Consider the following 25864-nt stretch of genomic DNA (forward strand, 5'->3'; position numbering starts at 1 on the left):
ATCACGCTTGAGGACTTTGACCCGGATCAATGTGATCTGGCATAACAGGTCCAGTATCCCCGGGCATTGCGTTGCCCACCCGGTGAGATGATGGATTATCAAAACTTCTTCACGTCAGCCCTCGACCGCCTCCAGGCGGAGCGCCGCTACCGCGTCTTCGCCGATATCGAGCGCTTGGCCGGACGTTATCCCCAGGCGATCTGGCACTCCCCGGACGGTCCGCGCCCCATCACCGTCTGGTGCTCCAACGACTATCTCGGTATGGGCCAGAACCGGGACGTGACCCGCACCATGGTGGAGACGGCCTGGCGCCTGGGCACCGGGGCCGGCGGCACGCGCAACATCTCGGGCAACAGCCACCCGATCGTCGAGCTGGAGGCGGAACTGGCCGATCTGCACGGCAAGGAGGCGGCCCTGGTCTTCACCTCCGGCTATGTGTCGAACCAGACCGGCATCTCCACGCTCGCCCGGCTGATCCCGAACTGCCTGATCCTGTCGGATGCGCTCAACCACAACTCCATGATCGAGGGCGTGCGCCAGTCCGGCTGCGACAAGGCGGTCTTCCGGCACAACGATCTTGCACACCTGGAGGAGCTGCTTCAGGCGGCCGGCGAGAGGCCCAAGCTGATCGTGTTCGAGAGCGTCTACTCCATGGACGGCGACATCTCTCCGATCCACGCCATCTGCGATTTGGCCGAGCGCTACGGCGCCATGACCTATATCGATGAGGTTCACGCGGTGGGCATGTACGGCTCCCGCGGCGGCGGCATCGCCGAGCGCGAGGGTGCCATGCACCGGATCGACGTGATCGAGGGCACGATGGCCAAGGCATTCGGCGTCATGGGCGGGTATCTCACCGGCACCAAGGCCGTGATGGACGCCGTCCGCAGCTTCGCCCCGGGCTTCATCTTCAGCACGGCCCTGCCCCCGGCGGTTGCCGCCGCCGCCATGGCCTCGATCCGGCATCTCAAGTCCTCCTCCACCGAGCGCCAGCAGCAGCAGCGTCAGGCCGCCCGCACCAAGGCCGTGCTCAGCAGCGCGGGCCTGCCGGTCCTCGACACCCCGACGCACATCGTTCCGGTGATGGTAGGCGATGCGGAGGCCTGCAAGGCGGCCTCGGACCGCCTGCTCGAGAAGCACGGCATCTATATCCAGCCTATCAACTACCCCACCGTGCCCCGCGGCAGCGAGCGGCTGCGCATCACCCCAGGGCCGTTCCATTCGAATGCTCATATCGACGCCCTGGCCGCTGCTTTGGTCGAGGTCTGGACGGCTCTCAGGCTCCCCTTGGAGCCGAAAGTGCAGGCCGCCGAGTAAAGATCATTTTCAAGCTTGCATGGAGGGCTGCCCTGTGGCAGTAAGCGGCCCTCCCCGTTGGCGCGCTGCCGTAGCTCAGTGGTAGAGCACTCCCTTGGTAAGGGAGAGGTCGAGAGTTCGATCCTCTCTGGCAGCACCAGCCCTTCATGCTGGATTTACGCTAACTGCAAGCAGGACTTCAGGATTCGGACGCCCGTTTGGTACACAAGGGTGGTCCACATGGTCCTCGCGATGACACGTCCCCGCAAACACCCCAGAACCGGCGTCTACGAGTTCCGCAAGCGCGTCCCCGACCGGCTGCGTCCTCTCGTCGGCAAGCGCGAGGTGAAGCGCTCCCTCAAGACCAAGGACCCTGCCCTCGCCCGTGAGCGGCACGCCGCCGTCGCCGCCGAGATAGAAGCGCAATGGAACCTCATGGCGTCCGGCGGGAGCACGCTTGGTACTCCGATGCCGGTTAGGCTTACCCACAAGCAGATCGTCGCCCTTTCGGGCGAGTTCTACCGCCAGACGGTGACCGCGCACGAGGACGAACCCGGTGAAGCGGACTGGTGGGCGCAGCTTGCCAGCATCGACTGGCGCTCGCCCCATGCTGCATCTCCCGAATCGACCTCTGCCGGCTCGCCAATTTCGTCTCGTAACGAGGCCCTTGGTCGGATCGCCTATGAGGTCCGTCGATTTCTTACCCAGCGCAAGATCGTCGTCGATCCGGCCGATTTTTCCCGGATCGCGCAAGAGGTCGGTCGGGCGCTCACCCTGGCGTTCGCGCGGCTCCACCAGAACGCGAACGGAGACTACAGCCCCGATCCGAATGCGGCCCGCTTTCCATCCTGGGCTGATGTGACCCCGAAGGACTTGTCCAAGGCCGAGTTCGAGGAGGTATGGGCAAGCTTCGTCAGGGAGGCCAAGCCGAAGCCGGGAACCATCAAGCGATGGAAACCCGTGCTCGACCGCTTCTTTGACCATGCCAAGACAACCGATCTTGCAGCGGTCGGCCGAGAGCAGGTCATTGCCTGGAAGGATTCACTGGTCGCGTCAGGCCTGAGCGGGAGCACGATCGCCAAGGTTCATCTTACAGCTCTCAAGCGGATCTGCGCCTGGGCGTTGATCAACGCCCGCATCGGGTTGGATCCCTCAGCCGGCGTGAAGGTCGCAAAGCCGAAGAAGATCAAGGTCCGTGAACAGGGTTTCACCTTGGAGGAGGCTGAAACAATCCTGTCGGCTACCCTCCAACCAGCAAGCGATCGGGCTTCGAAGGAGCTTCAAGCGGCACGGCGCTGGATCCCATGGCTCTGCGCCTATACCGGCGCCCGCGTGAACGAGATGACTCAGATCCGGGAGGACAGTGTCTACCTCAAGCGCGTTCAGGATCAGGGAGAGGCCTGGATGATCAGGATCGCCGACACAAAGGCCAATGCCTATCGCGACGTCCCCATTCACCCGCACCTGATTGAGCAGGGCTTTCTTGAGTTTGTTAACTCCGCTTCGCCAGGCCCCCTGTTCTATAGTGAAACGCGCAACCGCGGCGGTAAGGAGCCGGGTCATGTTCACATAGGCGGGAAGCTGGCCAAATGGGTCAGGTCACTCGGCGTCAGCGATCCCAACGTGGACCCCAACCACGGCTGGCGCCACCGTTTCAAGTCGCTGGCGCGGGCAGTCGACATGCGCGAGGAGGTATTCGACGCCATTCAAGGGCATGCGCCCGCCTCGGTCGGGCGGGACTACGGCGACCTGTGGCCGATCGTCATGAAACGAGAGATCGCCAAGATTCCACGCTACCGCATAAGCCCGAAGCAACCGCTTCCCATGCCGCCGGAGCGGAGCATCGACGGCGAGGCAGATCCATTGGCTACGCTAGGCTAACCGCCTTCTGCGACCCTATATAGAGTCAATGCACCCTCGCAGAAAAACCAGTCGTTAACCATACCAGCACATGGCGCTCGGCTGACACTTGCCAACGGTTATCTGTCGCCCTCAAATTAGGAGGGCTGGGGCACCCGTCCCAGTGACCGAAGGCCATCAAGGCGGCCACCGGCGAGGATCCTACCCCTCGCCAGCAGCCTGGCCAACCGGTCGTCCTGCGTTCACAGGAGAATCAGATGGTTGACTCCATCTCTATCCGAGTTGCGTCCTCACGCAACTCCCACATCCCCGCCCCCGCCATCCTCAGCGACGCCGTCGACGCTGCCCTGCCCGAGCGCGCCTCGGCCGACGTCGCGCCGCAGCCCGGCATCACGCTCACCACGGACTCGCAGGTCTCCCCTGCCCTCGCCGCTTTCGTGCTCGCCATCCTCGCCGAAGTCGAGCACGCCTCGCTCGACGAGCTGTGCGCCTGCCTGCCCTGGCACCCGCAGCCCGCCGCCGCCATCCTGGCGCTGGTCAGGACCGGCCAGCTGCGGCTCGACCTCACGCAGCCCCTCTCGGGCACAACGCAGGTCTGGCACGCGGCCGCCTGACGCCTCCCCTCTTCGTACCTGATGTGCCGGCGGGTCCCTTCCGTCGGCCGTCCTCTCTCTTTGCCCACTCTATCCCGCCGCGCGTGCCTCACGCCGGCGACTGACGGAGCACATCCATGCGCCTGCCCCTCATCACCATCTCCTTCCCGGTCGCTGACACCGCCATCGCCCTCTTCACCAGCCAGGTCTGCCGCGTCGGGGTCATCCGCGCGGAGTGGTGCGACCTCTCCCTGCTCCTGCGCCACGACCTGCTCAAAAGGGCCGGAACCTACCTGCTCGCCGGCAACGACCCGGACACGGGCGAGCTGTGCCTCTACAACGGCGAGGGCGGGCGCCTGCCCTCCCGCCTGCCCGACCACCGCCGCAACAGCGACCTCGCCTTTGTCGAGACCATCTACATCTTGACCAGCGACAGCTTCGACAAAGCCGACGTGATCTACCTGCAGGAGCGCCTCACCACGCTGATCCAGGAAGCCGGCACCGCCCGCCTCGTCCAGGGCTGCGGGCCCACCTCGCAGCCGATCAGCGCGGCGAAAGCGGCCGAGCTCGACCTCGTTCTGCACTTCGGCCTGCAGCTGCTGGAACAGGCCGGCTGCCGCGGCCTAGAGGCGCTGCCCTCGGCCCTGCCGCGCCTGCGGGTCGCCTGATGCCTGGGAGGGGGAGCCGGGCTTCGGCTCCCCGCCTGCCTCACCCTGCTGCTCCGTCCTGCATCCCTTTAAGAGGTCGACCATGGCCAAACATCCCTATGCCAAAGCGACAGGCGCCGCGCGCCAGTCGAGCCGCCTGGCAGCCTTGCGCCGGCCACCCACGCACGACGCGGAGATCGCGCTCGAGGATCTCGCCGGGGCGGTGACCCCGCGCGGCCAGGTCCCAGCATCCCTGCCGCGCCTGCTCGAGCTCGTGCTCGCCCCCGATCTCGAGCCGTATGCCATGAAGCCCGCGATCGCACGGGCGATCGCGCTGGGCGTGCCGGCGCTCGCCGAGGCGGCTCAGGAGTGGGCTGGCGGAGGCGGTGACGGCGAGAGCCTGTCCCAGCTCTTGGCCGAGCGGGCGGTGGAGCGCGACGCACCCGGACTGGCGCGCCTGTCGGAAGAGGTGGCGTTCCTGACGCTCGCCACGGTTCGTGAGCGCGGCGCCTCCTCTTTCTCCCGTACATTGGTGAATCGGATCAGCGAGGCCTATGAGCGGCTTGATCCGATCCTGGTCGATCCGCTCGTGCGCGAGCGGCTGCGCCGGCTCGTGCTGTGCTGGCAGGCATGGGCCGGGGGCGCGGGCGGGCTGCATGCGGCGTTCGTCGATGCGCACCGCATCGTGCGCGATCTCGCGGCAGGGTTCGGCCCGGAACTGCACGAGCCGAGCGAGAGCCCGGACGAGGCGCCCGCGCCCATGCCGGAGGTGAGCGAGGCGCCTGCCGCTACCCCAGCCGATCCGAGGATGACGCGCCTCGTGCTGCCGGCGCTGCCGCTCGCCGGCTCGCGCGAGGCGAGGCAGGCGATCGATGCCTTCGAGGCGATCGAGGCTCTGCCCCTGCCGCTCGTGCCGGTGCCGGATCTGGCCGTGGTCAGAGCACGCCTGCTGCGGCAGCTGCCGCACTGGGAGAGCATCATTGATGCCCTGTTGCGGCAGGTGGGCACGCGACCGCATGCTCAGCTGCGGCTGCTGCTCGTCGGCCCGCCCGGCGTGGCCAAGACCTATGGCGCAGGCCTGATCCTTGAGGCGCTCGGCATCCCGCACCGGACGATCGACTGCGGCTCGCTGTCGGATGCCATGGTCATGGGCTCGTCCAGAAAATGGTCGAACGGCGCACCCGGGCTGGTCTGGGACGTGATCCTGGCCCATCGCACCGCCGGTCCCGGTCTGGTGCTGGATGAGATCGAGAAGGCGGGCGGTTCGACCCGGAACGGTGACATCAGGCGCTCCCTGCTGGGCCTGCTTGAGCCGGCACGGGCCGCAGCCCTGCTCGACCCTTACCTGGAGGTGCCGGTCGACCTCTCTGGGGTGAGCGTGATCCTGACGGCGAACTCCACCAGAGGCTTGTCGCGCCCGCTGCTCGACCGGCTGCAGGTCGTTGAGGTGCCCAGGCCCGGACCGGAGCACCTGGAGCCTCTGGCCTCATCGCTGCTGCGCACCGTCTACCGGGAGCGCACGGGCGATGAGTGCTGGGCCGACCCGCTCACGGGAGGCGAGATCGATCTGCTGCGCCGCTACTGGAGCGCCGGCTCGATCCGCAGCCTGCGCCGTCTCGTGGAGCAGGTGGTCAACACTCGCGAAAGGTTCATGACCCGGCACTGATGCGATTACGGATCGCCAGACCAACAAGCGCCACGGCAGCCATCACGGCTGCTGTGGTCCAGCAAGCGCCTTGAGCTTGATCTGAGCATCAGTGCCCTTGGCGTACAACGAATCTCGGACCTGTCATGGGTCCAGGGTGAGTTCACCGCGTGTTCACAGTGAAAGTGTCAACCTCTCATTTGCCCTCGCCCCACAAGGTTGGGCGGGTTTCACCTCCTGGTTCAATGAACTCTATCCCTGTCATGAACGACAGATAGACAGCACGTGTCGACGGCTTCTCATGGGATGAGAGGTATGTCCGCGAAACAGACATTTCGTGGGCTTTCCTTCAGTTGATGTGACTGAAGATAGATGACCTACAGAACCAACTACTCTGACGCGTAACAAACGCCATAAGGCCGTGGCAGATGCAAACTATGCTGCCCGGGAAAGCCAGAGTTCGCTTTGGATCATTCGATAGCAAGCAGCGAGCAGGATGAACGTCCGCTCACCGCCTCATAAGCAGAACAAAGAGCTTCGTCCGCTTCGTGCCATTAGCGGCCCTTCCCGCAGCCTGTGCCTCCGCTGGACACCCTCTCTGCCTCATGGAACTTGGGATCCTGTGCAGCCTTCCGGATCAGGTGTACGAGGCTTAATCCGCTCCGCGACCAGGGCTTGCTGGCGCCAGAGGTTGCGATCACGGATGCCGTGCTCCTCCAGATGCGCCACCGTGTTGTGGAGATACTCGGCGCAGGAACCCCAATGGCCGCAGGCCTTCGCCAGTACATCGGCAACCTGCTCCGGCGGCAGCCTGCCCGTGTAGAAGCGCGACTGGCGGTTCATCACGAAGGCAATAGCACGAAGCGGACCTTGCTCCGTTTGGACGGTAACCCAGCGCGGATTGTTGTTAGGCGGCTTCACCGTGATCTCGCGCCTGACCAGCTTTTCAAGCTGCCCTTCCAGATTGTCCCCCGGCAGCCTGAATGCGACACCTTGGCATTGGCCGCCGCGGTCGAGGGACATCATCAACCCGGGCTGCTCCCGGGTGCCGCGGAACCGCTCGATCCGGAAGCAGAACGAGCGGTGCCAGCCCTGGGCCGTACCCCGCCGCGTCTCCACATGCTCCAGCTCGGGCTTCCAAATCAGGGAGCCATAGGCAAAGAGCCATGTGTCCGGCCCGCCGGGATGCGAGGCGAGCAGGCCTTGCACGAGGGCGTGATAGTCTTCATCCGTATGATAGGTCCAGGTCGGATCGGGGCCCGGGTCCTCCAGGACGCGATGGACCTGCGCCACGTGCTCCGGGGTGAGTGCCATGTGTCGGCTTCGCATCAGATCACCCTGCTGACAATGGGCTGTCGCTGCCCGATGATACTCGCAGGCGAAGGCGGTGTCGCGCACGCGGAATCGTCACCGTCGCCCGCTCTCCGCTATATGTAACCGTCATGGCTTTTGCGATCAGCCTCAAGGCATCGAACGACACAGCAGACCCGATCAGGGCGCTGTGGCAGGAGATTGCGCGCTTCGAGAGCCGTCCTTCCATGGTGGGCCTGGGCTACCCACCCCATCTCACCTTGGCTGTCTACGACGACGTTCCTCGGGTCCGGGCAAGCGACGTCCTCCGCGAGGCGTTCGCAGGAAGGCCGGCGGTCCGCCTCACCTTCACGAGGCTGCGCTTCTTTGATGACCCGCTGGTGCTTTGGGCGGAGCCTTCCCCGTCTGCCGATCTGACCCACGCCCATGCGAGGGTGCATGCCTGCATCGATCCTCAGCTCTGTCATCCACACTATCGGCCTGATGCCTAGGTTCCCCACTGCACGCTGGGAACGCAGATCCTGCTCAAGTACCGAGCGCAAGCCGTAGCGTTTACCGCCCGTCCCATCGCAGCATTCGAGGTCGTCTTCGATGTCACGGACTGTGTTTCCTTCGCACCCGTGGTCGTTATTGCCGAGCAGCCGCTCGACCGACCCGGGTGACCGAATGCATCCTCGTATGTGAGAACAACGTCTGCGTCATTCCGACAGGCGTTCGCGGAACGCTCTTTCCGGCCCTGACCACGTCCAGATTTGACGCTACGAAGTGGATTGGTCGGAGGGTGGACGCATGTTGAAGCCGTTCACGACGGAACGCCTCGCAATCCGCCAACTGGAGTTCCAGGATGCCCCCGAACTGGCCAGGATCAGCGACGTCCCGGCCGTAAGCCAGTGGATGGCCTTCATGGAGGCCGGCTTCCCGCTGGAGAAGGCGCAGGTCCTGATCGCCAGCCAGGACGACACAAAGGAATACTTCTTCGCGGTGCGTCTTCCCAGTGGAACACGTATCGGGGCCATGGGGGTCATTGATCACCCGGATGGGTCCATTGAGGTCGGCTACTGGTTCGGGGTCGACTACCAGGGCAAGGGTTGTGCGTCGGAGGCGCTCCGGGGAACACTGGATCAGATTGCTGCTGACCCTGCGCTGGCTACTCGTCCGATCTTTGCTGAGACGCGCCCCGACAATGCTGCCTCCGTCCGGCTACTGACGAAGATGGGCTTCTATGCCACAGGGCGCCCAGGTCCCCGGCCCAATCGGATCGAGTTCAGGCTTCGATGAGGACACCCACGTTCACCAGAAGATTGACCGATGGATATTCCTGACCTACCGCCTGACATCAGCTTTGACCGACTTCCTCAGACGCCCGAGGCGCGCGACTTCGCGTTTGAGGTCAAACGGGCGGCTATGGGCCCTCACATCATCGCCCGATGGGGATGGGATGAGGGCTTCCAGCGAAACTTCCATGAGCAACGGGTCAGGGACACGCCACTCTCCCGGATCATTCACAATGGGCAGGCCGTTGGCACCATCGCCCTCACTGCTCTTGCCGATCATCTGCGTCTCGATGAGTTCTACCTGCTCCCATCCTATCAGGGGCAGGGTTTGGGAACGAGGATCCTGAACCACTGTCTTGCCATCGCGGACGCCTGTAGGATGCCGCTTCGGCTTCGGTATCTCAAGTGGAACCCGGTGGGATCGCTGTACCGGCGCCACGGGTTCACCGTGATCGACGAGACCGACATCCACTTCATCATGGAGCGGCAACCTGGCGGGACTGAGGTCGCCTCGTGAGGGTGAATTGCGCGTAAGTGCCTGTATGGAACCGGCCTCGTCACATTCCGTGGCGGCGAGTAGGATCGGCTTTGGGTAATCCGGTGTGAGGGTGATCCGATGAGGAGACGAGACCTCCTGCTCAGTGCACTTGCCGTGCCGCTGCTTTCTACTTCGCTCCTTGCGCAGACACCGGAGAAGGTCTGGCGGATCGGCCTGCTGACCCCCAACCAGTTCGGCGCACGCGTCTTCCGTCGGTTGAACCTCCCGGAACTGGCGAGGCTCGGGTTCGTGGAAGGGCGCAATCTCAGCGTCCAAGTCTTCTCCGCGGATGATGCCTATGAGCGTCTTCCTGCTCTGGCTGTCGAACTCGTCGCGACGAAGCCGGATGTCATCATTGCCGTTGCTCCGAATGCCATCAGAGCCGCTCGGGCGGCGACCAGCACCATTCCCATCGTAATGGCCTATGCAGGCGAGGACCCCGTCGCAGCAGGATGGGCGCAAAGTTACACCCGTCCCGGGGGCAACATCACAGGTGTCGTCCTGCTCAACCCGGAGCTGGAAGGCAAGCGTCTGCACCTCCTGCACAACACCTTCCCCACGAGGCGCCGGATTGCAGTCCTATTCCATAACCGCTCCCGGAACACCCCCACGGATCGGTCGGTCCAAACTGTCGCGCAGAACGCCGGCATCGCTATTCAGAGCTTCTACACGTCAGGGCCGGAGGAATACGAGGCGACCTTCAATGCGATCCGCTCATCCGGTGCGGACGCTTTGCAGATCGCAGGAGGGCCGATCTTCGCCAACGACGCCGCCCGTCTGGCGGAATTGGCTCTGAAAGCCGGAGTGCCGACGATCTGCGAGTGGCGTGACATGGCGAGGAGTGGCTGCCTGATTGGCTATGGGGTGGATCGAGCCGCTCTCCAGAGGCGTGTTGCCAACTTTGTCGCCCGTCTCCTGCGTGGCGCGCCAGCAGGTGAGATGCCCATTGAGGACCCCACCACCTTCGAACTTGCCGTCAACCTGAGGACTGCCAAGACTCTGGGCATCGACGTACCAACCACACTCCTCGCGCAGGCCGATGAGGTCATCGAGTAGAACCGGGAAACTGCGGCGCAACCCAAAAAATCCTTTATGTAACCGGCCTCGTCACCCGAGCAAATTAAGGATAAAATTCGCCCGTCAAAGGAGGCGTGCCATGAACCGCTCCTCCAGTTACGCGATAGCTATTTGCCTCTTGCTCACCTGCGCCGCTGCGGCTCAAACCTCGACGAAGACCGCCCGCATCGCAATGCTGTGCCCCGTCCGCTGCGCTGGGGCAGGCTACACTGCCTTTGAAGACGAACTACGCAGGCTCGGCTGGATCGAGGGCAGCAACCTCACGGTCGAGCGGAGAGTCCTGGAGGGCCGCTATGAGCGTGCAGCCGAGCTTGCAGCCGAGATCGTTCGGTTACGGCCTGACCTGATCGTTGGCCCAGGCGCACCGATCGCCCGTGCCCTCAAGGAAGCCACATCAGACATCCCCATTGCCTTCTCCTTTGTCGCTCATCCTGTCGAGATCGGTCTGGTGCAAAGCCTTGCCCGTCCAGGGCACAACGTCACCGGAGTGGCCGCGATCACACCTGGCGCGTTCCTCGTAAAGCAGCTCGAGGTCTTGAGAGAGCTGCTGCCCCAAGCTCAAAGGGTGGCCGTGCTGGCGACCCCTGCCAACGATGACTATCGTCTGGCCCTAGGGCGCGAAGTGCCCATGGCCGCTCGACTTGGGTTGCAGCTTGAGGTGATTGAGGTCCGCACCCGCGACGAAGTCCCGTCTGCCGTCGACAAAGCAAAGACCCTTGGTGCAGATGGGATGTTGGTTCTGGGCGACGCAATTCTGAACACTCCCCCAAACCGCATGCCTGATCTCCTCGCCCAAGCGGCACTCCCGGCGCTCTACTCGAATACCGAGTCGGTACGGGCTGGAGGGTTGATCTCCTACACGTCGGATCTTGTCGCAATAGCCCGCCGCCACGCGCACTACGTGGACCACATCCTGCGAGGTGCCTCTCCTGCCGAAATGCCTGTTGAGCAGCCGACAGGATACATCCTCATTGTCAACCTCAAGACGGCCAAGGCACTCGGGCTTACCGTGCCGCCTTCGATCCTGTCACAAGCCGATGAGGTGATCGAATGACACGGTGCGGCTCCCGCTCACTTCAGTGCGGGGTTGGCCGAGGCCTGCGGCCATGACTGGGCGGAAACCTCGCCTCCGTGGACTCTTCCGCAAGTACTTTCTCGTGCTGTTTCTGGCGGTCGTCATTCCGCTCGCCGCCAACGGCGTCGGCGAGGCCTGGTTCGGCTATCGCGATCAGCGGGCGAGGCTCGACCAACTGCTCGGCGTCGAGGCAAGATCGGCCGCAGCCAGGATCCAGGGCTTCCTTGACGGCATCACCGGCCAGCTCGGCTGGCTGGTGCAGCTTCCCTGGACCGAGGAGCCGGACGAGCGCCGGCGCATCGATGCCCTACGCCTTCTACGGCAGGTGCCCGCCATCGTCAGTCTCACCCTCGTCGATGGCTCTGGACGGGAACGGTTGTACGTGTCCCGCATCGGCCTCAACCGAACCGAGAGCCACACGGATCGCTCTGGAGAGCCCGCCATCATCGGGGCCCGATCGGCGCGGATCTGGTACGGTGAGGTTAGCTACTATCGCGGTTCCGAGCCCTACCTGACGGTGGCGATCTCCGGTAACCGGCCCTCGGTCGGCATCGTTGTTGCCGAGGTCAACCTGAAGCTGATCTGGGACGTGATCTCGGCCATCAAGGTCGGGCAGACGGGTTCCGCCTTCGTGCTGGATCGGCCCGGCCGGCTCATCGCCCATCCCGACATCAGCCTCGTCCTGCGCGGAGCGGATGATGCCACGCTGGCGCCTTTCCGGGCTATCCGTGAAGCGGTTGGATCTGCGAGTGCGGGTTTTGCAACGAGCCGTGACGCCGAGGGCAATGCCATCGCGGCAGCCGCCGCGCCGGTCGCGGGGCCGGATTGGACGATCGTGGTCGAACAGCCGCTCTCCGAAGCCTTCGGGCCGATCTATGCGGCCCTGTGGCGGACCGGGGTCCTTCTTCTCGGTGGTGCCCTCTTCGCTAGCCTGCTTGCCTATGCCTTGGCCCGTCGGATGACGCAGCCGATCCGGCTGCTCGAGGAGGGCACCGAGCGCATCGGCGCCGGAGAGTTCGAGCACCGTATCGACATCAGGACCGGGGACGAGTTCCAGCGGCTGGCCGACAGTTTCAACGCCATGGCCGCCGAGTTGGCCGTCTCGCAGGAGCGCCAGGAGCGCATCGCCAAGCTCAAGCGGTTCCTGGCCCCGCAGGTGGCCGAGCTCGTCGACCGGAAAGGTGATGAAGGTGTGCTCGAGGGCCGCCGCACCGAGGTGGTGGCGGTGTTCTGCGATCTGCGCGGCTTCACCGCCTTCTCGGCCAGAGCCGCACCCGAGGAAGTGATGAGCGTGCTGTCGGAGTACTACGAGGCACTCGGCACCATCATCACCAGTTATGCCGCAACGCTCACGAGCTTCTCAGGTGACGGCCTGATGGTGCTCGTTAATGCACCTGTCCCCGTTGAGGAGCCGGCCCTCCGGGGGGCGGACATGGCCGTGGAGATGCAGCGGCGTGTGCAGGAGCTGATCATCGGCTGGCGGGCGCGCGGCCACCGGATCGGGTTCGGGGTGGGGCTTGCCATGGGGCCTGCCACGGTCGGGCGGATCGGGTACGAGACCCGGTTCGACTACACGGCCATCGGCAGCGTCGTGAACCTTGCCGCCCGGCTGTGCGCATCGGCAGCGGATCGGGAGATCCTGGTGGATACGAAAGTCGCCGAAGCTGTGATCGGCAAGCGTGCCCTTATCCGGCTGGGAATGCGTCCGCTCAAAGGCTACGATGAGGAGCTGCCCGTGTTCGGCATATCCTTCGACGAGCGGCCTCACGCCGCCTAGATTCCGTGCTCACCAGGTAGCTGGTCCTATTCGATGACCTCATCGGCCTGAAGAAGCAGCATCTCGGGGACTTTGATGCCCAGAGCGCGCGCAGTCTTGGCGTTCACAACGAGCCGCAGATGGGACGGCCCCTCGATCGGCGTCTGACCGGGCACGGCACCCTGGAGTATCCGCTCAACGTAGTACGCCGTGCGGCGGTACAGGTCCGCGAGGATGGGTCCATACCCGATCAGGCAGCCCTCGTTGGCCATCTCGCCCCATTCGCACACCGTCGGCAGTCCATTCTCGAGAGCGATCCGCGTGAGCAATGCGGCGTCGCGATTGAAGCGTGAGTCTGCATTGATCGCGAGGGCCTGTGCGCCGTTCGCGTGGGCGGCCGCCACCACCGACCTATAGTCCTGTGGCTCGGGTCCTTCCACGAAGGACAACGCGACCCCGACACTTGCCGCAGCCGCCCGCATCTCTTGTTTGCGGGCCTCCAACCCCGGGCTTGTCGGGTGAACGAGAACCGCAATGCGCCGGACCTCTGGTACGGTCTCGTGAAGGAGGTCCAGGCGCTTGATGTCCAGTTCCTTCGAGGCGATGGTGATGCCGGTGACGTTGCCCTCGGGACGGGCAAGACTGGCAGCGAAGCCCTGGGCAACCGGGTCACCCCCGAACATGATGATCGGGAGCGTGCGTGTCCTTGCTTGCACCGCGGCAACCGCGGTGCTGTTGATGGCGAGGATGGCGTCAGGACTGAAAGCCAGGAGATCCTGAACGAGGCCGGGAAGCTGTCCCACATCGCCGACGCGAGCCTCGATAATGAGGTTTTGCCCTTCGATGAAGCCTCGCTTCGCGAGTTCGGGAACTGTCAGGGCCTGGACGCGCTCGACTGATTGCGGGTTGAGTGCGAGCACCCCAAGACGATAGACCCGGCCAGACACCTGGCTCTGCGCACCGCCCATGGACAACACGATGATAAGGCAGACGATCATGGCACGGATCATTCGATCACCTCGTCAGCCTGAGCCAGCAGTGAAGTTGGAACCGTGATCCCGAGGGTCCTGGCGGTTCTGAGATTGATGACCAGATCGAACTTTGTCGGTTGCTCGACCGGCAGATCGGCGGGCCTGGCGCCTTTGAGGATCCTGTTGACGAAGGTCGCAGATCGCCGGAGCATGTCAGTGTAGCTGGGCCCGTAGGAGACGAGCCCGCCAGCTTCGACGAATTGCCCCTCGGAGAAGATGCTCGGAAGGCGGTTCTTGAGGGCGAAGTCCGCGATCGCTTGCTTGTTCCCGAAGTTGACGGGGTTGCCGTTTGCAATCAAAGCATCGGTGCGGGTCAACGTGACAGATGCAAGGGCTGCTGGAAACTGTTCGCGGGTTGAGACTTCGACTGGCTGAAGCTCAAGGCCAACCGCCGGGGCAAGGTCAACCTGTTCCCGCATGGGGTCATGCTCGAACGGGTTGGTCGGGTCCCAGAGAAAGAGAACGCGGGACGTTCCAGGGGCGATCTCCTTGACGAGCTCCAGGCGTTTCGCGTTCAGCTCCGGGGCGATGTTGCTCAGCCCCGTGACGTTGCCCCCCGGGCTGGCAAGGCTCTTCACAAGCCCCCTTCTCTCGGGGAACGAGACAGCCGCCATTACGATCGGAATGGTGCTCGTCGCATCCTTGGCTGCCGTGACAGCCAGGGTTGACACCGCCACGATGATGTCCGGTTGAGCAGCGACCAACTCGGTCGCGAGAGCAGGCAAACGCTCGCTCCTTCCCTGCGACCATCGCCACTCCACGGTGACGTTGCTGCCGTCAATGTAGCCGTGCTCGCGCAGTCCCTGCCGCAAGCCCTCCATATCTGGCGTGTCGAGGTTGGCGAGAACCCCGATGCGGAAGGTTACTCGGGCCGGCTGGGGATCGGCGGCCAGCGGCCTCTGACCGAGCGCGGAGAGAAGCGGGATGGCGAGCATGGAGCGCAGGAGGTCACGTCGTCTCATCGGAGTTCTCGTGGGTAGCTGCGGATCTGCCTATCCACTGGCGATGTTGCCGGCAGGGGCTGTTCCGGCAGGCTGCGGACCAACCCAAAGGCCAACGTCATTCGATCACCTCGTCGGCGGCGGCGATGACACTTGGCGGTATTGCAAGGCCCAGTGCCTTGGCGGTCCCGAGGTTGACGACAAGCTCGTACCGGGTTGGGGCCTGAACCGGCAGCTCGCCAGGGTTGGCTCCCCTGAGGATCCGGTCCATGTAGGAGGCGACGCCCTGGTGCAGTCCCTCGGTGGTGGGACCATAGGCGAGCAGGCCCCCTGTCGCCGCCATGTAGCGGCTGCCGTAGATCGCCGGCACGCGATACTGCTCGGCGAGATCGACGATCAAACGCCGCTGCGCGAAGGTAAAGACATCCGGCAGCACGAGGAGCGCGCCGCCGGGCGCGGCTGCAAGGTCTGCCAGCACTGGCTCAATCCCGGAAGCATCCTGAGTGAAGGCGAGGATGGGTTCGATCATGAGAGACGCGGCGACCGCCTCGAATTCGCGCACGAAGGGTGAAGCCCGGTTGCGGGCCGTCTCGGGGTTGAACAGGATTGCGGCTCGCCGCACCTGCGGATCGATCTCCTTGAGAAGCTGCAACCACTTGCCGCCGAGCGACGGCTCGAAGGTCGTGAACCCCGTCAGGTTACCGCCCGGCCGGGCGGGATTGGTGACGATGCCGTTGCCGACCGGGTCGGCGACCTCGAAGAAGAGAACTGGAATGCTGCGGGTTTCGGAGAGCACCGCGAGCGTTGCCAGCGTGCCATTCGTCACGATGAGCTCAGGACGCGCCACGACGGCCTCCTTTGCCAGCCCTGGCAGTTGGGCCGGGGCTGTTGCCACGTGCATCTCGACCCGCACGTTGACGCCTCTCGTCCAACCCAGCGGCCGGAGGTGTTCGGCAACATCCCCCCAGTCATTCCGCGCGAGCAGGGTCCAAGCTTCCACCCATCCGACCTGCCGGATCCGACTGGTCACCTGGGCCGCTAGCCGTGTGGGACTGAGCAGCGCCGATGCGCAGACGAGCTGGACGAGATCGCGCCGCCTCATGCGACCACCTCTTCAAGCGAGCTGCCCGAAGACTACCATGAAAGGATATCGACCACAGCCTGAGGGGCGCATCCGACCGCGTGCGAAGGCCTGGACGCCCCATGAGCGCAATCTGGGTGCCTACCTGATGTTTCTGCCGGACTACCGGATCGGGATGCCGTATTGCAGGCCGCCCTTGGTCCAGAGCGCGTTCTGGCCGCGCTTGATCTTCAGGCGCGAGCCTTCGCCGACGTTCTTCTCGAACGACTCGCCGTAGTTGCCCACGTGCCTGATGATGCGCATGGCCCAGTCATTGGTCAGGCCGATGGCCTCGCCGAACTTGCCTTCGGTGCCGAGCAGACGCTTGATCTCCGGGTTGTCGGAGGTCTTCATCTGGTCGACATTGGCCTTGGTCACGCCAAGCTCCTCGGCGTTCAACATGGCCATGTGGGTCCAGCGGACAATGTCGCCCCACTGGTTGTCGCCGTGGCGAACGGCCGGGCCAAGCGGCTCCTTGGAGACCACCTCCGGCAGGATGACGTCTTCATCAGGGTTCGAGACCCACGAGCGGGCAACATAGAGACCGGAAACGTCGGTCGTGAAGGCATCGCAGCGGCCGGCATCATAGGCTTTCTTCACCTCGTCCGCCGTAGCGAAGAGGATGGCCCGGTACTTCATGTTGTTGGCACGGAAGTAGTCGGCGAGGTTCAGCTCGGTCGTGGTGCCCTGCTGGGTGCAGACCGATTTGCCGTTCAGCTCTTTGGCAGAGGAGACACCAAGCTTCCTGCGGACCATGAAGCCCTGGCCGTCGAAGTAGGTGATGGCCGGGAAGTCGAGGCCGAGCTGCGTGTCGCGTGACATGGTGTGGGTCGAGTTGCGGGACAGGACATCCACCTCGCCCGCCTGAAGGGCCGTGAAGCGGTCCTTGGCATTGAGCGGGATGAAGCGGACCTTGGTCGGATCGTCGAAGATCGCAGCCGCAATGGCGCGGCAGAAGTCCACGTCGAAGCCCGTCCAGGTGCCCTGGGCATCCGGCATGCCGAAGCCGATAGAGCCGCTGCTCGCGCCACAGTTCAAGAAGCCCTTCTGTTTGACGCTGTTGAGCGTCGCTTGGGCTGAGGCGCCGGTGGCCATGAGGCCCGCCGCCAGTACGCCACATGCAAGGGATGCGATAGCCTTCATCATGATGCTATCCCCCGGGTTAGTTCCCAGTCGCGAGTGCTCCCCTCCGCAAAGCCTGCCAATTTGAGATCCATCCGCAGCTAACGAGGGAACCGCTACGGGGCTTCGGCCTGGTCTCCGCACAACGAGAGCATGCTCCCGCACTATACCATATTATGGGGCGCACAACTCGCCCGAGACTCTACGCAGTGGCGGGTTCGCCATCCCGCTTCTCGGCGACCCAGTATGCCGGCGACGATGCCGATCACGCGGATGGTGCGAAGGCAGACAGGCCCTCCAGCAACGCCTTCGCCCTTTGCAGATCGTTGGTGTCGAAGCCCTCGCAGAACCAGCCATGGATCGGCGCCAGGAGATCACGGGCCTCTGCCTGCCGCCTGTGATCGCGCAGCATCTGCGCCAGATCGCAGGCGGCCCTGAGCTCCCACATCCGAGCGCCCTGTTCGCGTGCGACCTCCAGGGCGGTGCGGTAGCTATGCTCGGCCTCGACAGCGCGCCGCATGCGCAGGAACAGTCCGCCGCGAATACGATGCAGCTCGGCATCGAAGAAGCGGCTGCCCGTCTCCTCCGTCCAATCCAGGGATTCCGCGATGATCCGCAACCCCTCCTCAGGTTGTCCCCGGCGGCCATAGGCCCGCGCCAGCACGGCGTCGTGCAGCGACCGCGCAAAGCCCGGCTGCGGGTGCTGGCGCTTGTATTCCATCTGCTCCGGGTCGTTGTGCATGGCTACCGCCACGAGGCGCTCGCGCCGGGCCACCTGCTGCATCAGCCCGGTAAGGCCCCATTCTGTCGCAAGGGCCATGGTGGCCTGGTTGGCCCTGGCGACGCCCTCCCAGTCATCCATCAACTCGGCCAAGTGACCGGACATATGAACGGCGTGGCCCGTACTCAGGTGATGCCCGCCACGGTGGCCAGCGGCGATCGCATCGGTCACCGCCCGCCGGGCACGGTCGGGATAGCCCCGCACCCACAGCACGCATCCGCCGAGGACCAGCAGGTGCGGACCCGGGTCGTCGAACTGCTCGATCAGGGCCGCTGGCCAGGGGCCCTCCTCATAGAGGCTCAGCCCTCTCTCGAAATGCTGCTGCGCCTCCACGAACTTTCCGAGCTTGTAGCGGGCGTTCAGCAGGGACTTGTGGCCATCGACCCTGAGAATCCGGTCATCCCGTGCGTCGCCCAATGCCAGGAGATCAAGCCCGATCCTCTCGGCCGTGCGCAGTTCCGCCTCGACCACGTGAAAGCCGAACAGCCCAACGAGGATGGGATGCATCAGTCGATCGTCGCCAAGTGCCGCACACAGCTCGCGCGCCCGGTAGAAGGCCTTGCCGACCTCCGGCGCCGACCAGCCCTTCGCGCTGGTGGCGGAATTTCCCAGGCGCACCTGCAATTGGAGTTCGTGCCGATCACGCTGCGTCCGATCAGGTATCGAGCCTATCAAATCGAGGCCCCGCATGCAGTGAGCAACGGCCTCCTGATGAGCCTGACGGCGAGCCGCGTCATCCGCAGCACGCTGCCAGTAGATGACCGCCTTTTCCGCGAGCCGTGCCTCGCTCAGGTGATGTGCAATGAGTTCGGGCTGCCGGGCTGCCACATCAGGATAGGCTTGCTCAAGAACCGTTGCGATCCTCCCATGCAGTTCCTGTACACGGCTCTTGAGCAGGCTGTGGTAGGCGGCATCGCGCACGAGTGCATGCTTGAACGTGTAGGTCTCGGCCCGAGGTGCACCGCTCGCGAAGACCAATCCGGACGACACAAGTTGCCGGAGCACCCTGCGAAGGTTGGCCTGGCCCAGCGTGCCGATGGCCGCAAGCAAATCGAATGCGAACGTCCGACCGATCACTGACGCCTGCTGGGCTACGGCTTTGGCAGCCGGCACACGGTCCAGACGGGCCATGAGGCTGTCGTGGAGGGTGGCCGGGACGGCGGCGGATTCCCCCTCCAGCACCGCCCTGGTCATCTCCTCGACGAAGAGCGGCACGCCATCGGTCCTGTCGAGGATCTGGCCGAACACCTCGGCCGGCAACTCCGCGCCGCCGGCGATTGTCCCGGCGAGCTCGGCGGCCTGGCGCGGCGACAGGCCGGTGAGCGGGATCAGGGTCACGCCGTGCGAGCGCCTCCACCGCTCGGGCATAAACTCCGGCCGGGCGGTGACCAGCAGCAGGACATGCTCCGAGCCCACACGGTCGACCATCCGGTCAAGCACCTCAAGGGTCGTCGGGTCGGCCCAGTGGGCGTCCTCGACCAGCAGGAGAATTGGCTGCCGCCGGGCCAGACCAAACAGATAACTGGCCAAGGCCTCCATGGTCAGCTCCCGCTGTCGCCGCGGATCGAAAGGGAACGGCCCGTAGCGATCCTCAATCGGAAGCGAGAGCATCGTGGCGAACAGGGGCGCGATGGCCGGGATCCCATCGGCCACTGGCGCCAGGAGAACCTTCAGCTTTACCAGCCGCTCGTCAGGCGTGTCCTCCGGCCGGAACCCCGCAGCCTGCTCGATCCATTCGACGAAGGGATGCAGGGGCGAATTGCTGTAGAAGGGTGAGCACTGCCACTGCACGTCGGCATGCGTCTCGGACCGCAAGCGGTCGCGGAACTCTTGTGCCACCCGCGACTTGCCGATTCCCGCTTCGCCGGACAGCAGCACCACCTGCCCTTTTCCGTCGCAGGTCTGCGCCCAAAGGTGTGCGAGCGTCGCAAGCTCCCCGTCTCTCCCGACCAGAGGTGCGGTCCCCGTTCTGTGGGCCGCGAAGCGGCTCTCGACCGCGCGGGTGCCGAGCACCTGCCAGACCGGAACAGGTTCGGCAAACCCCTTCAGACCCTGTAACCCCAGGCCGATGATGGTGAAGTCGCTACCGAGCAGGCGCCGGGTCGCCGGCGCGATCACCACCCCTCCGGGCGGGGCGAGGGCCTGAAGCCGCGCTGCGAGGTTCGGGGTCTCGCCCACGACGCTCTGCTCCTGGGCTACTCCCGTGCCGATCAGATCGCCAACCACCACCAGGCCCGTGGCGATGCCGACCCGAGCGCACAGCGGAGCCAGGCCAGACGGAACAGCGATGCGCGCCACCTCCCCGGTCAGGGCCAGCCCGGCGCGGGCGGCCCTGGCAGCATCGTCCTCGTGGGCCTGCGGATAGCCGAAATACACGAGCACCCCATCGCCCATGTACTTGGCCACGAAGCCGCCGAACCGGACAACGGTTCCGGCACAGGCTTCATGGTAGGCGCGGAGGATCGCGCGGTAGTCCTCGGGATCGAGAGCGCTCGCGAGAGCAGTCGAGCCGACCAGGTCGCAGAACATCACCGTCAGTTGCCGCCGCTCCGCATCCGGACCGGACCCTGGCGCCGGTGCAAGAGGCCTTGCAGGTCTCCTCCTCGGCGAACGTGGGCTGGCTCCACCGGGAGCGGCAGGGGCGCCCCCGAGAAGGGCAATCGCCTCGAGGAGCTTCCGGCGGTGGCCGACTACTGTGACGCCGATGTCCTTGAGATCGTCGGAGGTAAGCCGCGCCAGGATTTCGGCATCCACGGCGTTGTCGCGGAACGCCTGCTCGTACTGTGCCAGTCCGAGGCTCCGTAGCCACTGCGCGACATCCACGTCCCGTCTCCTGCTGAGAGACCGCAGCCTGCCGGCAAGGTTACACCCGCGAGGCGTTCCTATCGAGCAGGATTCTCAGCTCAATCGTCAGCGGCTCACCCGGCGGGAGCTGGGGGTGAGCTCGACGAGGCTCTGCGAAGACTGCCCGCCGGCGGGTCCGGCCAGCAGGGCAGGAGGAATGACTGCTACAGATCATCCTTCCCGTTGAGCGGCCGATTGAAGTCGGTCTCGGTGTGAACCTGAAGGCAGCACGAGCCCTCGGCCTCATGATGCCTGCCTCCCTCATCGCCCGCGCCGATGAGGTGATCGAGTAGGGCCTCGCTTGCGCACGAAAAGCGCCCCGCATGTCAACACATGTTTCGCGTAAACCCCTATATGGAACCGGTCAATTTCATCGAGAGCCGATAGGTTGGTCTTCCGAGACGCGCCCACGGCCGATGCAAACCTCGCATTGCACGAGCCCTGAACCACGACAGACATTGCACCTGTGGCGGGCGTGATCGAGGCCCTCCACCATGCCTTTCCCGGTGCAGGAGACACACCGGATAGCTCCAAAACCGTAACAGGCTTTGCACGGGATCATGGCCTCAGCCTCCTACCTCAGGACGGGGCTTAGTATCTATGACGCACCATAAAAAGACACTCAGTTCAACGTCGCGGACGGCCGTTTATGGAACTGGAAGGGGAACTTCCACGCCGCTGTTGAGAGCCTCATAAGGGCTGATCCGTCATTCGATCACCTTGTCTGCACGGAGGAGTAACTCAAGCGGGATTGCCATCCCGAGGGTGCGGGCCGTGCGCAGATTGAGAGACAGCTCGAAACGAAATGCCTGTTCGATTGGCATCTCGCCTGGTTGGACCCCCTTCAGGATTTGGTCTACGTAGATGGCAGGGCGGCGCACGAGGATTCCATACTCTGCCGAGTAGGCCATGAGACCCCTCAGGTCTGTGAACCAGCTACCCCAGGCCATCAAGGGCAACTGCTCCGCCAGCGCCAGATCAGCAATGCGTTTTGCCTCAGACGCCAACATCAGGTCAGGCAGTACAAAGACGGCCTGAGCTCCCTCCGCCTTCATCTGATGGATGGCCTCGTCCAACTCGTTCGGCTCCCGGACCTGCTTGATAATCAGAGCAAGGCCGAGGTGCTGGACGGCATCCTTTGTGTCCTCCTCGAAGGGGAGATAGGACACGATCGGGTTCGCCAGCACACCGATGGACGAGATCCCTGGAATCAGCTCCTTCAGTAATTCGAGGCGCTTGGTGGATAGCTCAGTGGCGTAGTAGGTCAGGCCCGTCAGGTTGCCGCCCGGCTTGGAGAGGCTCTGAGCGAGCCCGGCGCGGACCGGGTCACCGCTCAGGATCGAAACGATCGGAACGGTCATGGTCACTGATCTTGCCAAGTGGCTGGCTGGTTCGGACTCCGAGACGATCACATCGACCGGAAGTCGCACCAGCTCAGCCGTTGCCGGTGCATAGCCCTCATACCGTTTCCCCGCAGAACGGCATTCAATCGCAATATTCTCACCCGGTATGCGGCCCAGATCCCTCAGAGCGGCGATTAGGCCAGGCATCTCGCAGGCACCCCATGTAAGCAGCCCCACTCGAGGGGTTTTTGCCGCGGATTGGGCGACAGCCAACTCGGGAGAGCCGAGCGCGATGAGGCAGGCGAGAACCTTCAGACCGAGGGTACGCCGCCTGTGATCACCTAGACGGTGCTAGAGAACCAGGTTGAGGCACATTGCATCCTCCTGTGTTCTGGAGCCCAACGAGTGTTGAGCATGAGGCCCGAGTATACACCTGAAGGCATGTCGACGCATGCGACCGCAGAAGAAGGGCCTCGATTTTCCGACAAACCTCTTATGGAACGTAGGGGCTATGGGGAGCCAATCAGAGTAAGTCCGGAACGGGTCACCCACGGAAATTGTCGGCGCCCCGGGAAGATCTGCTGCTCTCCGACCTAGCGGACCTTCGGCTAACTTCGGCCCCGTGCCAGCAGCGGACCTTTGGCCATCATAACCGAAGCCCTTTGCCAGGCAGACTACGTCGCTTCCATCCCGAGGCTTCGCATGGGATAACGGAGGGTTGGATCGAAGGGGTTGAGCTGCCGGGCGATCCCTTCCGCTTCGTTTCGTATCAGATCGACTACCAGCGGCAGCCTATCCCCCTCCAGGCGCTCCGACAGAGTGCCTATGCTCAGGGCCGCAACAGCCCGCCCCTCCGAGTCAAGGATCGGCACTCCCACGCCGGCCATGCCGGGGATCAGGCCTGTGTTGAGGCTGCAGAAGCCCGTCTTGCGGACGTTCCGGATCTGCATCCGCAACCCGATCTCGTCAAAGCCGCCCCGGTCGAGCAGGCGGGGAACGTTGAAGCGGATCACGGCCTCGCGCTCCTCCTCCGGCAGGAACGACAGGATGGCGAGGCTGCCTTGACCGATGCCGAGAGGCACCTTGCCGCCGATATCGCCGGTGAATGTCCTGATCGGGAACGGGCCCTCCACGCGATCCAGGCACACGGCGTCGAACCCGTTCCGCACCAGAAGGAAGATGCTGTCGCTCAATGTGGAGGACAGGCGCAGAAGCGCCGGCCTGGCCGTGCTGCGCAATCCACCCGACTGCGCGGCCCGTGCGGCCAGGACGAAGAAGTCGAGGGACAGCCGGTATTTGCGGCTCGCATCCACCTGCTCGACGAAGCCCTCCGTCATAAGAACCTTCAGGGCCCGATGAGCGCTGGGTTGTGTGATCCCGCCAGCTGATGCGATGTCGGTCAGGCGCATTCCGTGGGAGTCCCCAGCCCCGAGAACCTTCAGAAGCGCCAAGGCTCGCCGCGTTCCAGATACGGTGTCTTCCGCCATGTAGAATAAGTTCCATATAATCTTTGTTTCTATTTCAGATAGCGGAACATATGTCAAAAAACTTTCACATAACGAAATATTGACATTGACTTGGGCTGTGGCCTCGCTCGTGATGCCGATCCGGGCATCGTGCGCATTCGGGCTTATGGCCGGATGCTTTGCAAGGATCGGAGACCAGAATGGCATTCCTGACACTCGAAGGAGTTTCCAAGGAATTCGGCACGTTCACGGCCGTTCGCGATGTCAGCCTGACGATTGAGAAAGGCGAATTCGTTTCGCTTCTCGGCCCGTCGGGCTGTGGGAAGACAACGACCCTGCAGATGATCGCCGGTCTCGTCGAACCCACCGAGGGCCGGATCTCCCTCGACGGGCGCGATATCACGCGCGAGAAGCCCAACCGCCGCGGCCTCGGCGTCGTCTTTCAGAGCTATGCCCTCTTCCCTCACATGACGGTGGCGCAGAACGTCGCCTTCGGGCTCGAGATGCGACGCGTTCCACAGGCCGAGCGGGACGAGCGCGTGCGTGATGCGCTCATGCTGGTGCAGCTTTCCGCCTTCGCCGACCGTTATCCTCGCCAGCTCTCCGGTGGTCAAAGGCAGCGTGTGGCCATCGCTCGCGCCCTCGTCATTGCGCCGCCGGTCCTCCTGCTGGACGAGCCTCTCTCCAATCTGGACGCCAAGCTGCGCGAGGAAATGCAGTTCGAGTTGCGGCGGATCCAACGCAAGGTCGGCACGACCACCATCATGGTCACCCACGACCAGGCCGAAGCGCTCTCCATCAGCGATCGCGTGGTCGTGATGGAAGGCGGGCGAATGACTCAGGTGGATGCGCCGTACCGGCTCTACGAGCAGCCCTCGAACGCCTTCATCTCGTCCTTCGTCGGTAAGACCAATCTTCTGGCCGGCACCTGGCGCCGCAACGGCACGTCCAGCGCCGCTGACATCGGCGGCGTCCTGCTGGAGGCCTCAGCGCCGGAGATTGCCGCAGGGACGCCGGTCACGCTGTCGATCCGCCCCGAGAAGATTCTTGTGCGCGATGCTGGCGCAGGCCGCCTGGAGGGACGCGTCGCGAGCCGTTTCTTCCTGGGCAGCCAGTGGCTCTTCACCGTCGAGACCCCGATCGGGACCATGACGGTCTCGACGCCCAACTTGGGCGTCGAGCCGGCCACGGAAGGCTCCCAGGTCGGGCTCGACTGGTCGCCGGACAACATGCGCATCATCGCAGGTACCGCCGCAGCGGCTTGAGGGAGGGAACCATGATGACCTCGCGCTCTCCTATCCCTTCAGCCCCATGGCTGCTTGCCGGACCCGGAGCCCTGTTCTTTTTCGGGCTCGTGCTCCTCCCCCTGGCGCTCACCGTCATCCTGTCGTTCCAGGCTTACGATCATTCCACCGGCATCCAGAGCACCTTCACGCTGTCTCACTACGTCACCGTCGTCACCGATGGATACTACCTCGAGATCTTCTGGAGGACGTTGCGGATCGCGGCGCTGACCACGCTCATTTGTGCCGCGATCGGAGTTCCAGAAGCCTACATACTGTCGCGCATGCGCGATCCTTGGCGCTCGGTTTTCCTTCTCGTCATCATCGGCCCCCTGCTCGTCTCCGTCGTCGTTCGCACCTTTGGCTGGAGCATGCTGCTCGGCTCGCAAGGCCTCGTGAACCAAGCACTCCAGCTTGTCGGGTTCGCACCGGCCAGGATCCTCTACACAGAGACCGCAATCGTTATTGCTCTCGTTCACGTCATGCTGCCGTTCATGGTCATCCCGGTGTGGACGGCCCTGCAGAAGCTCGATCCCATGGTCGAGGCGGCAGCCTGGACCCTCGGTGCCTCCCACTTCACGGCTCTTCGCCGGGTGGTCATGCCGCAGGTGACGCTCGGCATGCTCTCCGGCAGCCTCATCGTCTTCGGGCTGTCGGCCAGTGCCTTCGCCGTTCCGGCTCTCCTCGGCGGCCGTCGCCTGAAGATGGCGGCGACCTTGGTCTACGACGAGTACCTCCAGGAGCTGAACTGGCCTCTCGGAGCCACCATCGCGATCATTGTTCTTGTCGCAAACCTCTGCATCATGCTGGCCTACAACCGCATGGTCGAGACCCGCGCACGCCGGACTCTTGGATGACACC

21 protein-coding genes and 1 tRNA gene are annotated in these 25864 nt (G+C 64.2%); 14 read left to right on the forward strand and 8 right to left on the reverse strand.

Translation table 11 applies throughout. The features are described 5' to 3' along the window. Window positions 1-90: 90 nt before the first annotated feature. The 6 genes from hemA to AC0QTX_RS01555 all read left to right on the forward strand — a co-directional run bounded on the left by hemA (window position 91) and on the right by AC0QTX_RS01555 (window position 6062). Entirely contained in the window at window positions 91-1317 is a 1227-nt protein-coding gene (gene hemA / locus AC0QTX_RS01530; RefSeq protein ID WP_474602087.1) for a 5-aminolevulinate synthase, read from the forward strand. A 64-nt stretch (window positions 1318-1381) separates the two neighbouring features. Further along, window positions 1382-1456: transfer RNA gene (locus AC0QTX_RS01535), tRNA-Thr, on the forward strand. A gap of 92 nt (window positions 1457-1548) precedes the next feature. Next, entirely contained in the window at window positions 1549-3177 is a 1629-nt protein-coding gene (locus tag AC0QTX_RS01540) for a DUF6538 domain-containing protein (RefSeq protein ID WP_474602043.1), read from the forward strand. Window positions 3178-3413: 236 nt separating this feature from the next. Continuing rightward, window positions 3414-3770, forward strand: coding sequence for a hypothetical protein (locus AC0QTX_RS01545; protein ID WP_474602044.1), 357 nt, complete (start codon window positions 3414-3416; stop codon window positions 3768-3770). A 116-nt stretch (window positions 3771-3886) separates the two neighbouring features. Continuing rightward, window positions 3887-4417 carry a GIY-YIG nuclease family protein gene (locus tag AC0QTX_RS01550; RefSeq protein WP_474602045.1) on the forward strand — a complete coding sequence of 177 codons (531 nt, stop codon included), beginning with the start codon at window positions 3887-3889 and terminating at the stop codon, window positions 4415-4417. Between the two features lie 82 nt (window positions 4418-4499). Beyond that, on the forward strand, window positions 4500-6062 hold the full coding sequence (locus AC0QTX_RS01555) for an AAA family ATPase (RefSeq protein WP_474602046.1): 1563 nt from the start codon (window positions 4500-4502) through the stop codon (window positions 6060-6062). A gap of 582 nt (window positions 6063-6644) precedes the next feature. Here the strand turns inward: AC0QTX_RS01555 and AC0QTX_RS01560 are convergent. Next, window positions 6645-7355: a gamma-glutamylcyclotransferase gene (locus AC0QTX_RS01560; RefSeq protein ID WP_474602047.1), complete on the reverse strand. Its 711-nt coding sequence runs from the start codon at window positions 7353-7355 to the stop codon at window positions 6645-6647. Between the two features lie 128 nt (window positions 7356-7483). On the opposite strand from AC0QTX_RS01560, the gene AC0QTX_RS01565 reads away from it, so the two are divergent. From AC0QTX_RS01565 to AC0QTX_RS01590, 6 genes are all read left to right on the forward strand, one after another. After that, complete coding sequence (locus tag AC0QTX_RS01565; RefSeq protein WP_474602048.1) at window positions 7484-7843, forward strand: 2'-5' RNA ligase family protein; 360 nt, start codon at window positions 7484-7486, stop codon at window positions 7841-7843. A 298-nt stretch (window positions 7844-8141) separates the two neighbouring features. Further along, entirely contained in the window at window positions 8142-8630 is a 489-nt protein-coding gene (locus tag AC0QTX_RS01570; protein WP_474602049.1) for a GNAT family N-acetyltransferase, read from the forward strand. Window positions 8631-8660: 30 nt separating this feature from the next. After that, window positions 8661-9143, forward strand: coding sequence for a GNAT family N-acetyltransferase (locus AC0QTX_RS01575; protein ID WP_474602050.1), 483 nt, complete (start codon window positions 8661-8663; stop codon window positions 9141-9143). Window positions 9144-9242: 99 nt separating this feature from the next. Then, window positions 9243-10220 carry an ABC transporter substrate-binding protein gene (locus AC0QTX_RS01580; RefSeq protein ID WP_474602051.1) on the forward strand — a complete coding sequence of 326 codons (978 nt, stop codon included), beginning with the start codon at window positions 9243-9245 and terminating at the stop codon, window positions 10218-10220. 100 nt (window positions 10221-10320) lie between these two features. Continuing rightward, a complete protein-coding gene (locus AC0QTX_RS01585) occupies window positions 10321-11295 on the forward strand; it encodes an ABC transporter substrate-binding protein (RefSeq protein WP_474602052.1) in 975 nt (324 codons plus the stop codon). A 52-nt stretch (window positions 11296-11347) separates the two neighbouring features. Next, on the forward strand, window positions 11348-13093 hold the full coding sequence (locus AC0QTX_RS01590) for an adenylate/guanylate cyclase domain-containing protein (protein WP_474602053.1): 1746 nt from the start codon (window positions 11348-11350) through the stop codon (window positions 13091-13093). Window positions 13094-13119: 26 nt separating this feature from the next. On the opposite strand, the gene AC0QTX_RS01595 is transcribed toward AC0QTX_RS01590, so the two are convergent. The 7 genes from AC0QTX_RS01595 to AC0QTX_RS01625 all read right to left on the reverse strand — a co-directional run bounded on the left by AC0QTX_RS01595 (window position 13120) and on the right by AC0QTX_RS01625 (window position 23741). Then, window positions 13120-14082, reverse strand: coding sequence for an ABC transporter substrate-binding protein (locus AC0QTX_RS01595; protein ID WP_474602054.1), 963 nt, complete (start codon window positions 14080-14082; stop codon window positions 13120-13122). After that, window positions 14079-15065, reverse strand: a complete 987-nt coding sequence (locus tag AC0QTX_RS01600) for an ABC transporter substrate-binding protein (RefSeq protein ID WP_474602055.1) — start codon at window positions 15063-15065, stop codon at window positions 14079-14081. The genes AC0QTX_RS01595 and AC0QTX_RS01600 overlap by 4 nt, the downstream gene beginning before the upstream one ends. 97 nt (window positions 15066-15162) lie before the next feature. After that, on the reverse strand, window positions 15163-16146 hold the full coding sequence (locus AC0QTX_RS01605; RefSeq protein ID WP_474602056.1) for an ABC transporter substrate-binding protein: 984 nt from the start codon (window positions 16144-16146) through the stop codon (window positions 15163-15165). 141 nt (window positions 16147-16287) lie between these two features. Beyond that, window positions 16288-17310 (reverse strand): amino acid ABC transporter substrate-binding protein, encoded by a 1023-nt coding sequence (locus AC0QTX_RS01610; RefSeq protein WP_474602057.1) that lies wholly within the window; start codon window positions 17308-17310, stop codon window positions 16288-16290. Window positions 17311-17551: 241 nt separating this feature from the next. Beyond that, window positions 17552-20890: an AAA family ATPase gene (locus tag AC0QTX_RS01615; protein ID WP_474602058.1), complete on the reverse strand. Its 3339-nt coding sequence runs from the start codon at window positions 20888-20890 to the stop codon at window positions 17552-17554. A gap of 728 nt (window positions 20891-21618) precedes the next feature. Then, a complete protein-coding gene (locus AC0QTX_RS01620) occupies window positions 21619-22461 on the reverse strand; it encodes an ABC transporter substrate-binding protein (RefSeq protein WP_474602059.1) in 843 nt (280 codons plus the stop codon). 467 nt (window positions 22462-22928) lie between these two features. Beyond that, a complete protein-coding gene (locus AC0QTX_RS01625) occupies window positions 22929-23741 on the reverse strand; it encodes an IclR family transcriptional regulator (RefSeq protein ID WP_474602060.1) in 813 nt (270 codons plus the stop codon). Window positions 23742-23920: 179 nt separating this feature from the next. On the opposite strand from AC0QTX_RS01625, the gene AC0QTX_RS01630 reads away from it, so the two are divergent. Both AC0QTX_RS01630 and AC0QTX_RS01635 read left to right on the forward strand, forming a co-directional pair. After that, the gene (locus AC0QTX_RS01630) at window positions 23921-24985 is read left to right on the forward strand and encodes an ABC transporter ATP-binding protein (protein WP_474602061.1); all 1065 of its coding nucleotides are present in this window, start codon (window positions 23921-23923) and stop codon (window positions 24983-24985) included. 11 nt (window positions 24986-24996) lie between these two features. Further along, complete coding sequence (locus tag AC0QTX_RS01635) at window positions 24997-25860, forward strand: ABC transporter permease (protein WP_376773099.1); 864 nt, start codon at window positions 24997-24999, stop codon at window positions 25858-25860. The last annotated feature ends 4 nt before the right edge of the window (window positions 25861-25864 follow it).

Source organism: Microvirga sp. jy35, assembly GCF_056148915.1.

Excerpts from the sequence above, each read along its gene's own strand:
- hemA (WP_474602087.1), top strand. The coding sequence starts at position 91 with ATGGATTATCAAAACTTCTTCACGTCAGCCCTCGACCGCCTCCAGGCG.
- AC0QTX_RS01540 (WP_474602043.1), top strand. The coding sequence starts at position 1,549 with ATGACACGTCCCCGCAAACACCCCAGAACCGGCGTCTACGAGTTCCGC.
- AC0QTX_RS01545 (WP_474602044.1), top strand. The coding sequence starts at position 3,414 with ATGGTTGACTCCATCTCTATCCGAGTTGCGTCCTCACGCAACTCCCAC.
- AC0QTX_RS01550 (WP_474602045.1), top strand. The coding sequence starts at position 3,887 with ATGCGCCTGCCCCTCATCACCATCTCCTTCCCGGTCGCTGACACCGCC.
- AC0QTX_RS01555 (WP_474602046.1), top strand. The coding sequence starts at position 4,500 with ATGGCCAAACATCCCTATGCCAAAGCGACAGGCGCCGCGCGCCAGTCG.
- AC0QTX_RS01560 (WP_474602047.1), bottom strand. The coding sequence starts at position 7,355 with ATGGCACTCACCCCGGAGCACGTGGCGCAGGTCCATCGCGTCCTGGAG.
- AC0QTX_RS01565 (WP_474602048.1), top strand. The coding sequence starts at position 7,484 with ATGGCTTTTGCGATCAGCCTCAAGGCATCGAACGACACAGCAGACCCG.
- AC0QTX_RS01570 (WP_474602049.1), top strand. The coding sequence starts at position 8,142 with ATGTTGAAGCCGTTCACGACGGAACGCCTCGCAATCCGCCAACTGGAG.
- AC0QTX_RS01575 (WP_474602050.1), top strand. The coding sequence starts at position 8,661 with ATGGATATTCCTGACCTACCGCCTGACATCAGCTTTGACCGACTTCCT.
- AC0QTX_RS01580 (WP_474602051.1), top strand. The coding sequence starts at position 9,243 with ATGAGGAGACGAGACCTCCTGCTCAGTGCACTTGCCGTGCCGCTGCTT.
- AC0QTX_RS01585 (WP_474602052.1), top strand. The coding sequence starts at position 10,321 with ATGAACCGCTCCTCCAGTTACGCGATAGCTATTTGCCTCTTGCTCACC.
- AC0QTX_RS01590 (WP_474602053.1), top strand. The coding sequence starts at position 11,348 with ATGACTGGGCGGAAACCTCGCCTCCGTGGACTCTTCCGCAAGTACTTT.
- AC0QTX_RS01595 (WP_474602054.1), bottom strand. The coding sequence starts at position 14,082 with ATGATCCGTGCCATGATCGTCTGCCTTATCATCGTGTTGTCCATGGGC.
- AC0QTX_RS01600 (WP_474602055.1), bottom strand. The coding sequence starts at position 15,065 with ATGAGACGACGTGACCTCCTGCGCTCCATGCTCGCCATCCCGCTTCTC.
- AC0QTX_RS01605 (WP_474602056.1), bottom strand. The coding sequence starts at position 16,146 with ATGAGGCGGCGCGATCTCGTCCAGCTCGTCTGCGCATCGGCGCTGCTC.
- AC0QTX_RS01610 (WP_474602057.1), bottom strand. The coding sequence starts at position 17,310 with ATGATGAAGGCTATCGCATCCCTTGCATGTGGCGTACTGGCGGCGGGC.
- AC0QTX_RS01620 (WP_474602059.1), bottom strand. The coding sequence starts at position 22,461 with ATGCCTGGCCTAATCGCCGCTCTGAGGGATCTGGGCCGCATACCGGGT.
- AC0QTX_RS01625 (WP_474602060.1), bottom strand. The coding sequence starts at position 23,741 with ATGGCGGAAGACACCGTATCTGGAACGCGGCGAGCCTTGGCGCTTCTG.
- AC0QTX_RS01630 (WP_474602061.1), top strand. The coding sequence starts at position 23,921 with ATGGCATTCCTGACACTCGAAGGAGTTTCCAAGGAATTCGGCACGTTC.
- AC0QTX_RS01635 (WP_376773099.1), top strand. The coding sequence starts at position 24,997 with ATGATGACCTCGCGCTCTCCTATCCCTTCAGCCCCATGGCTGCTTGCC.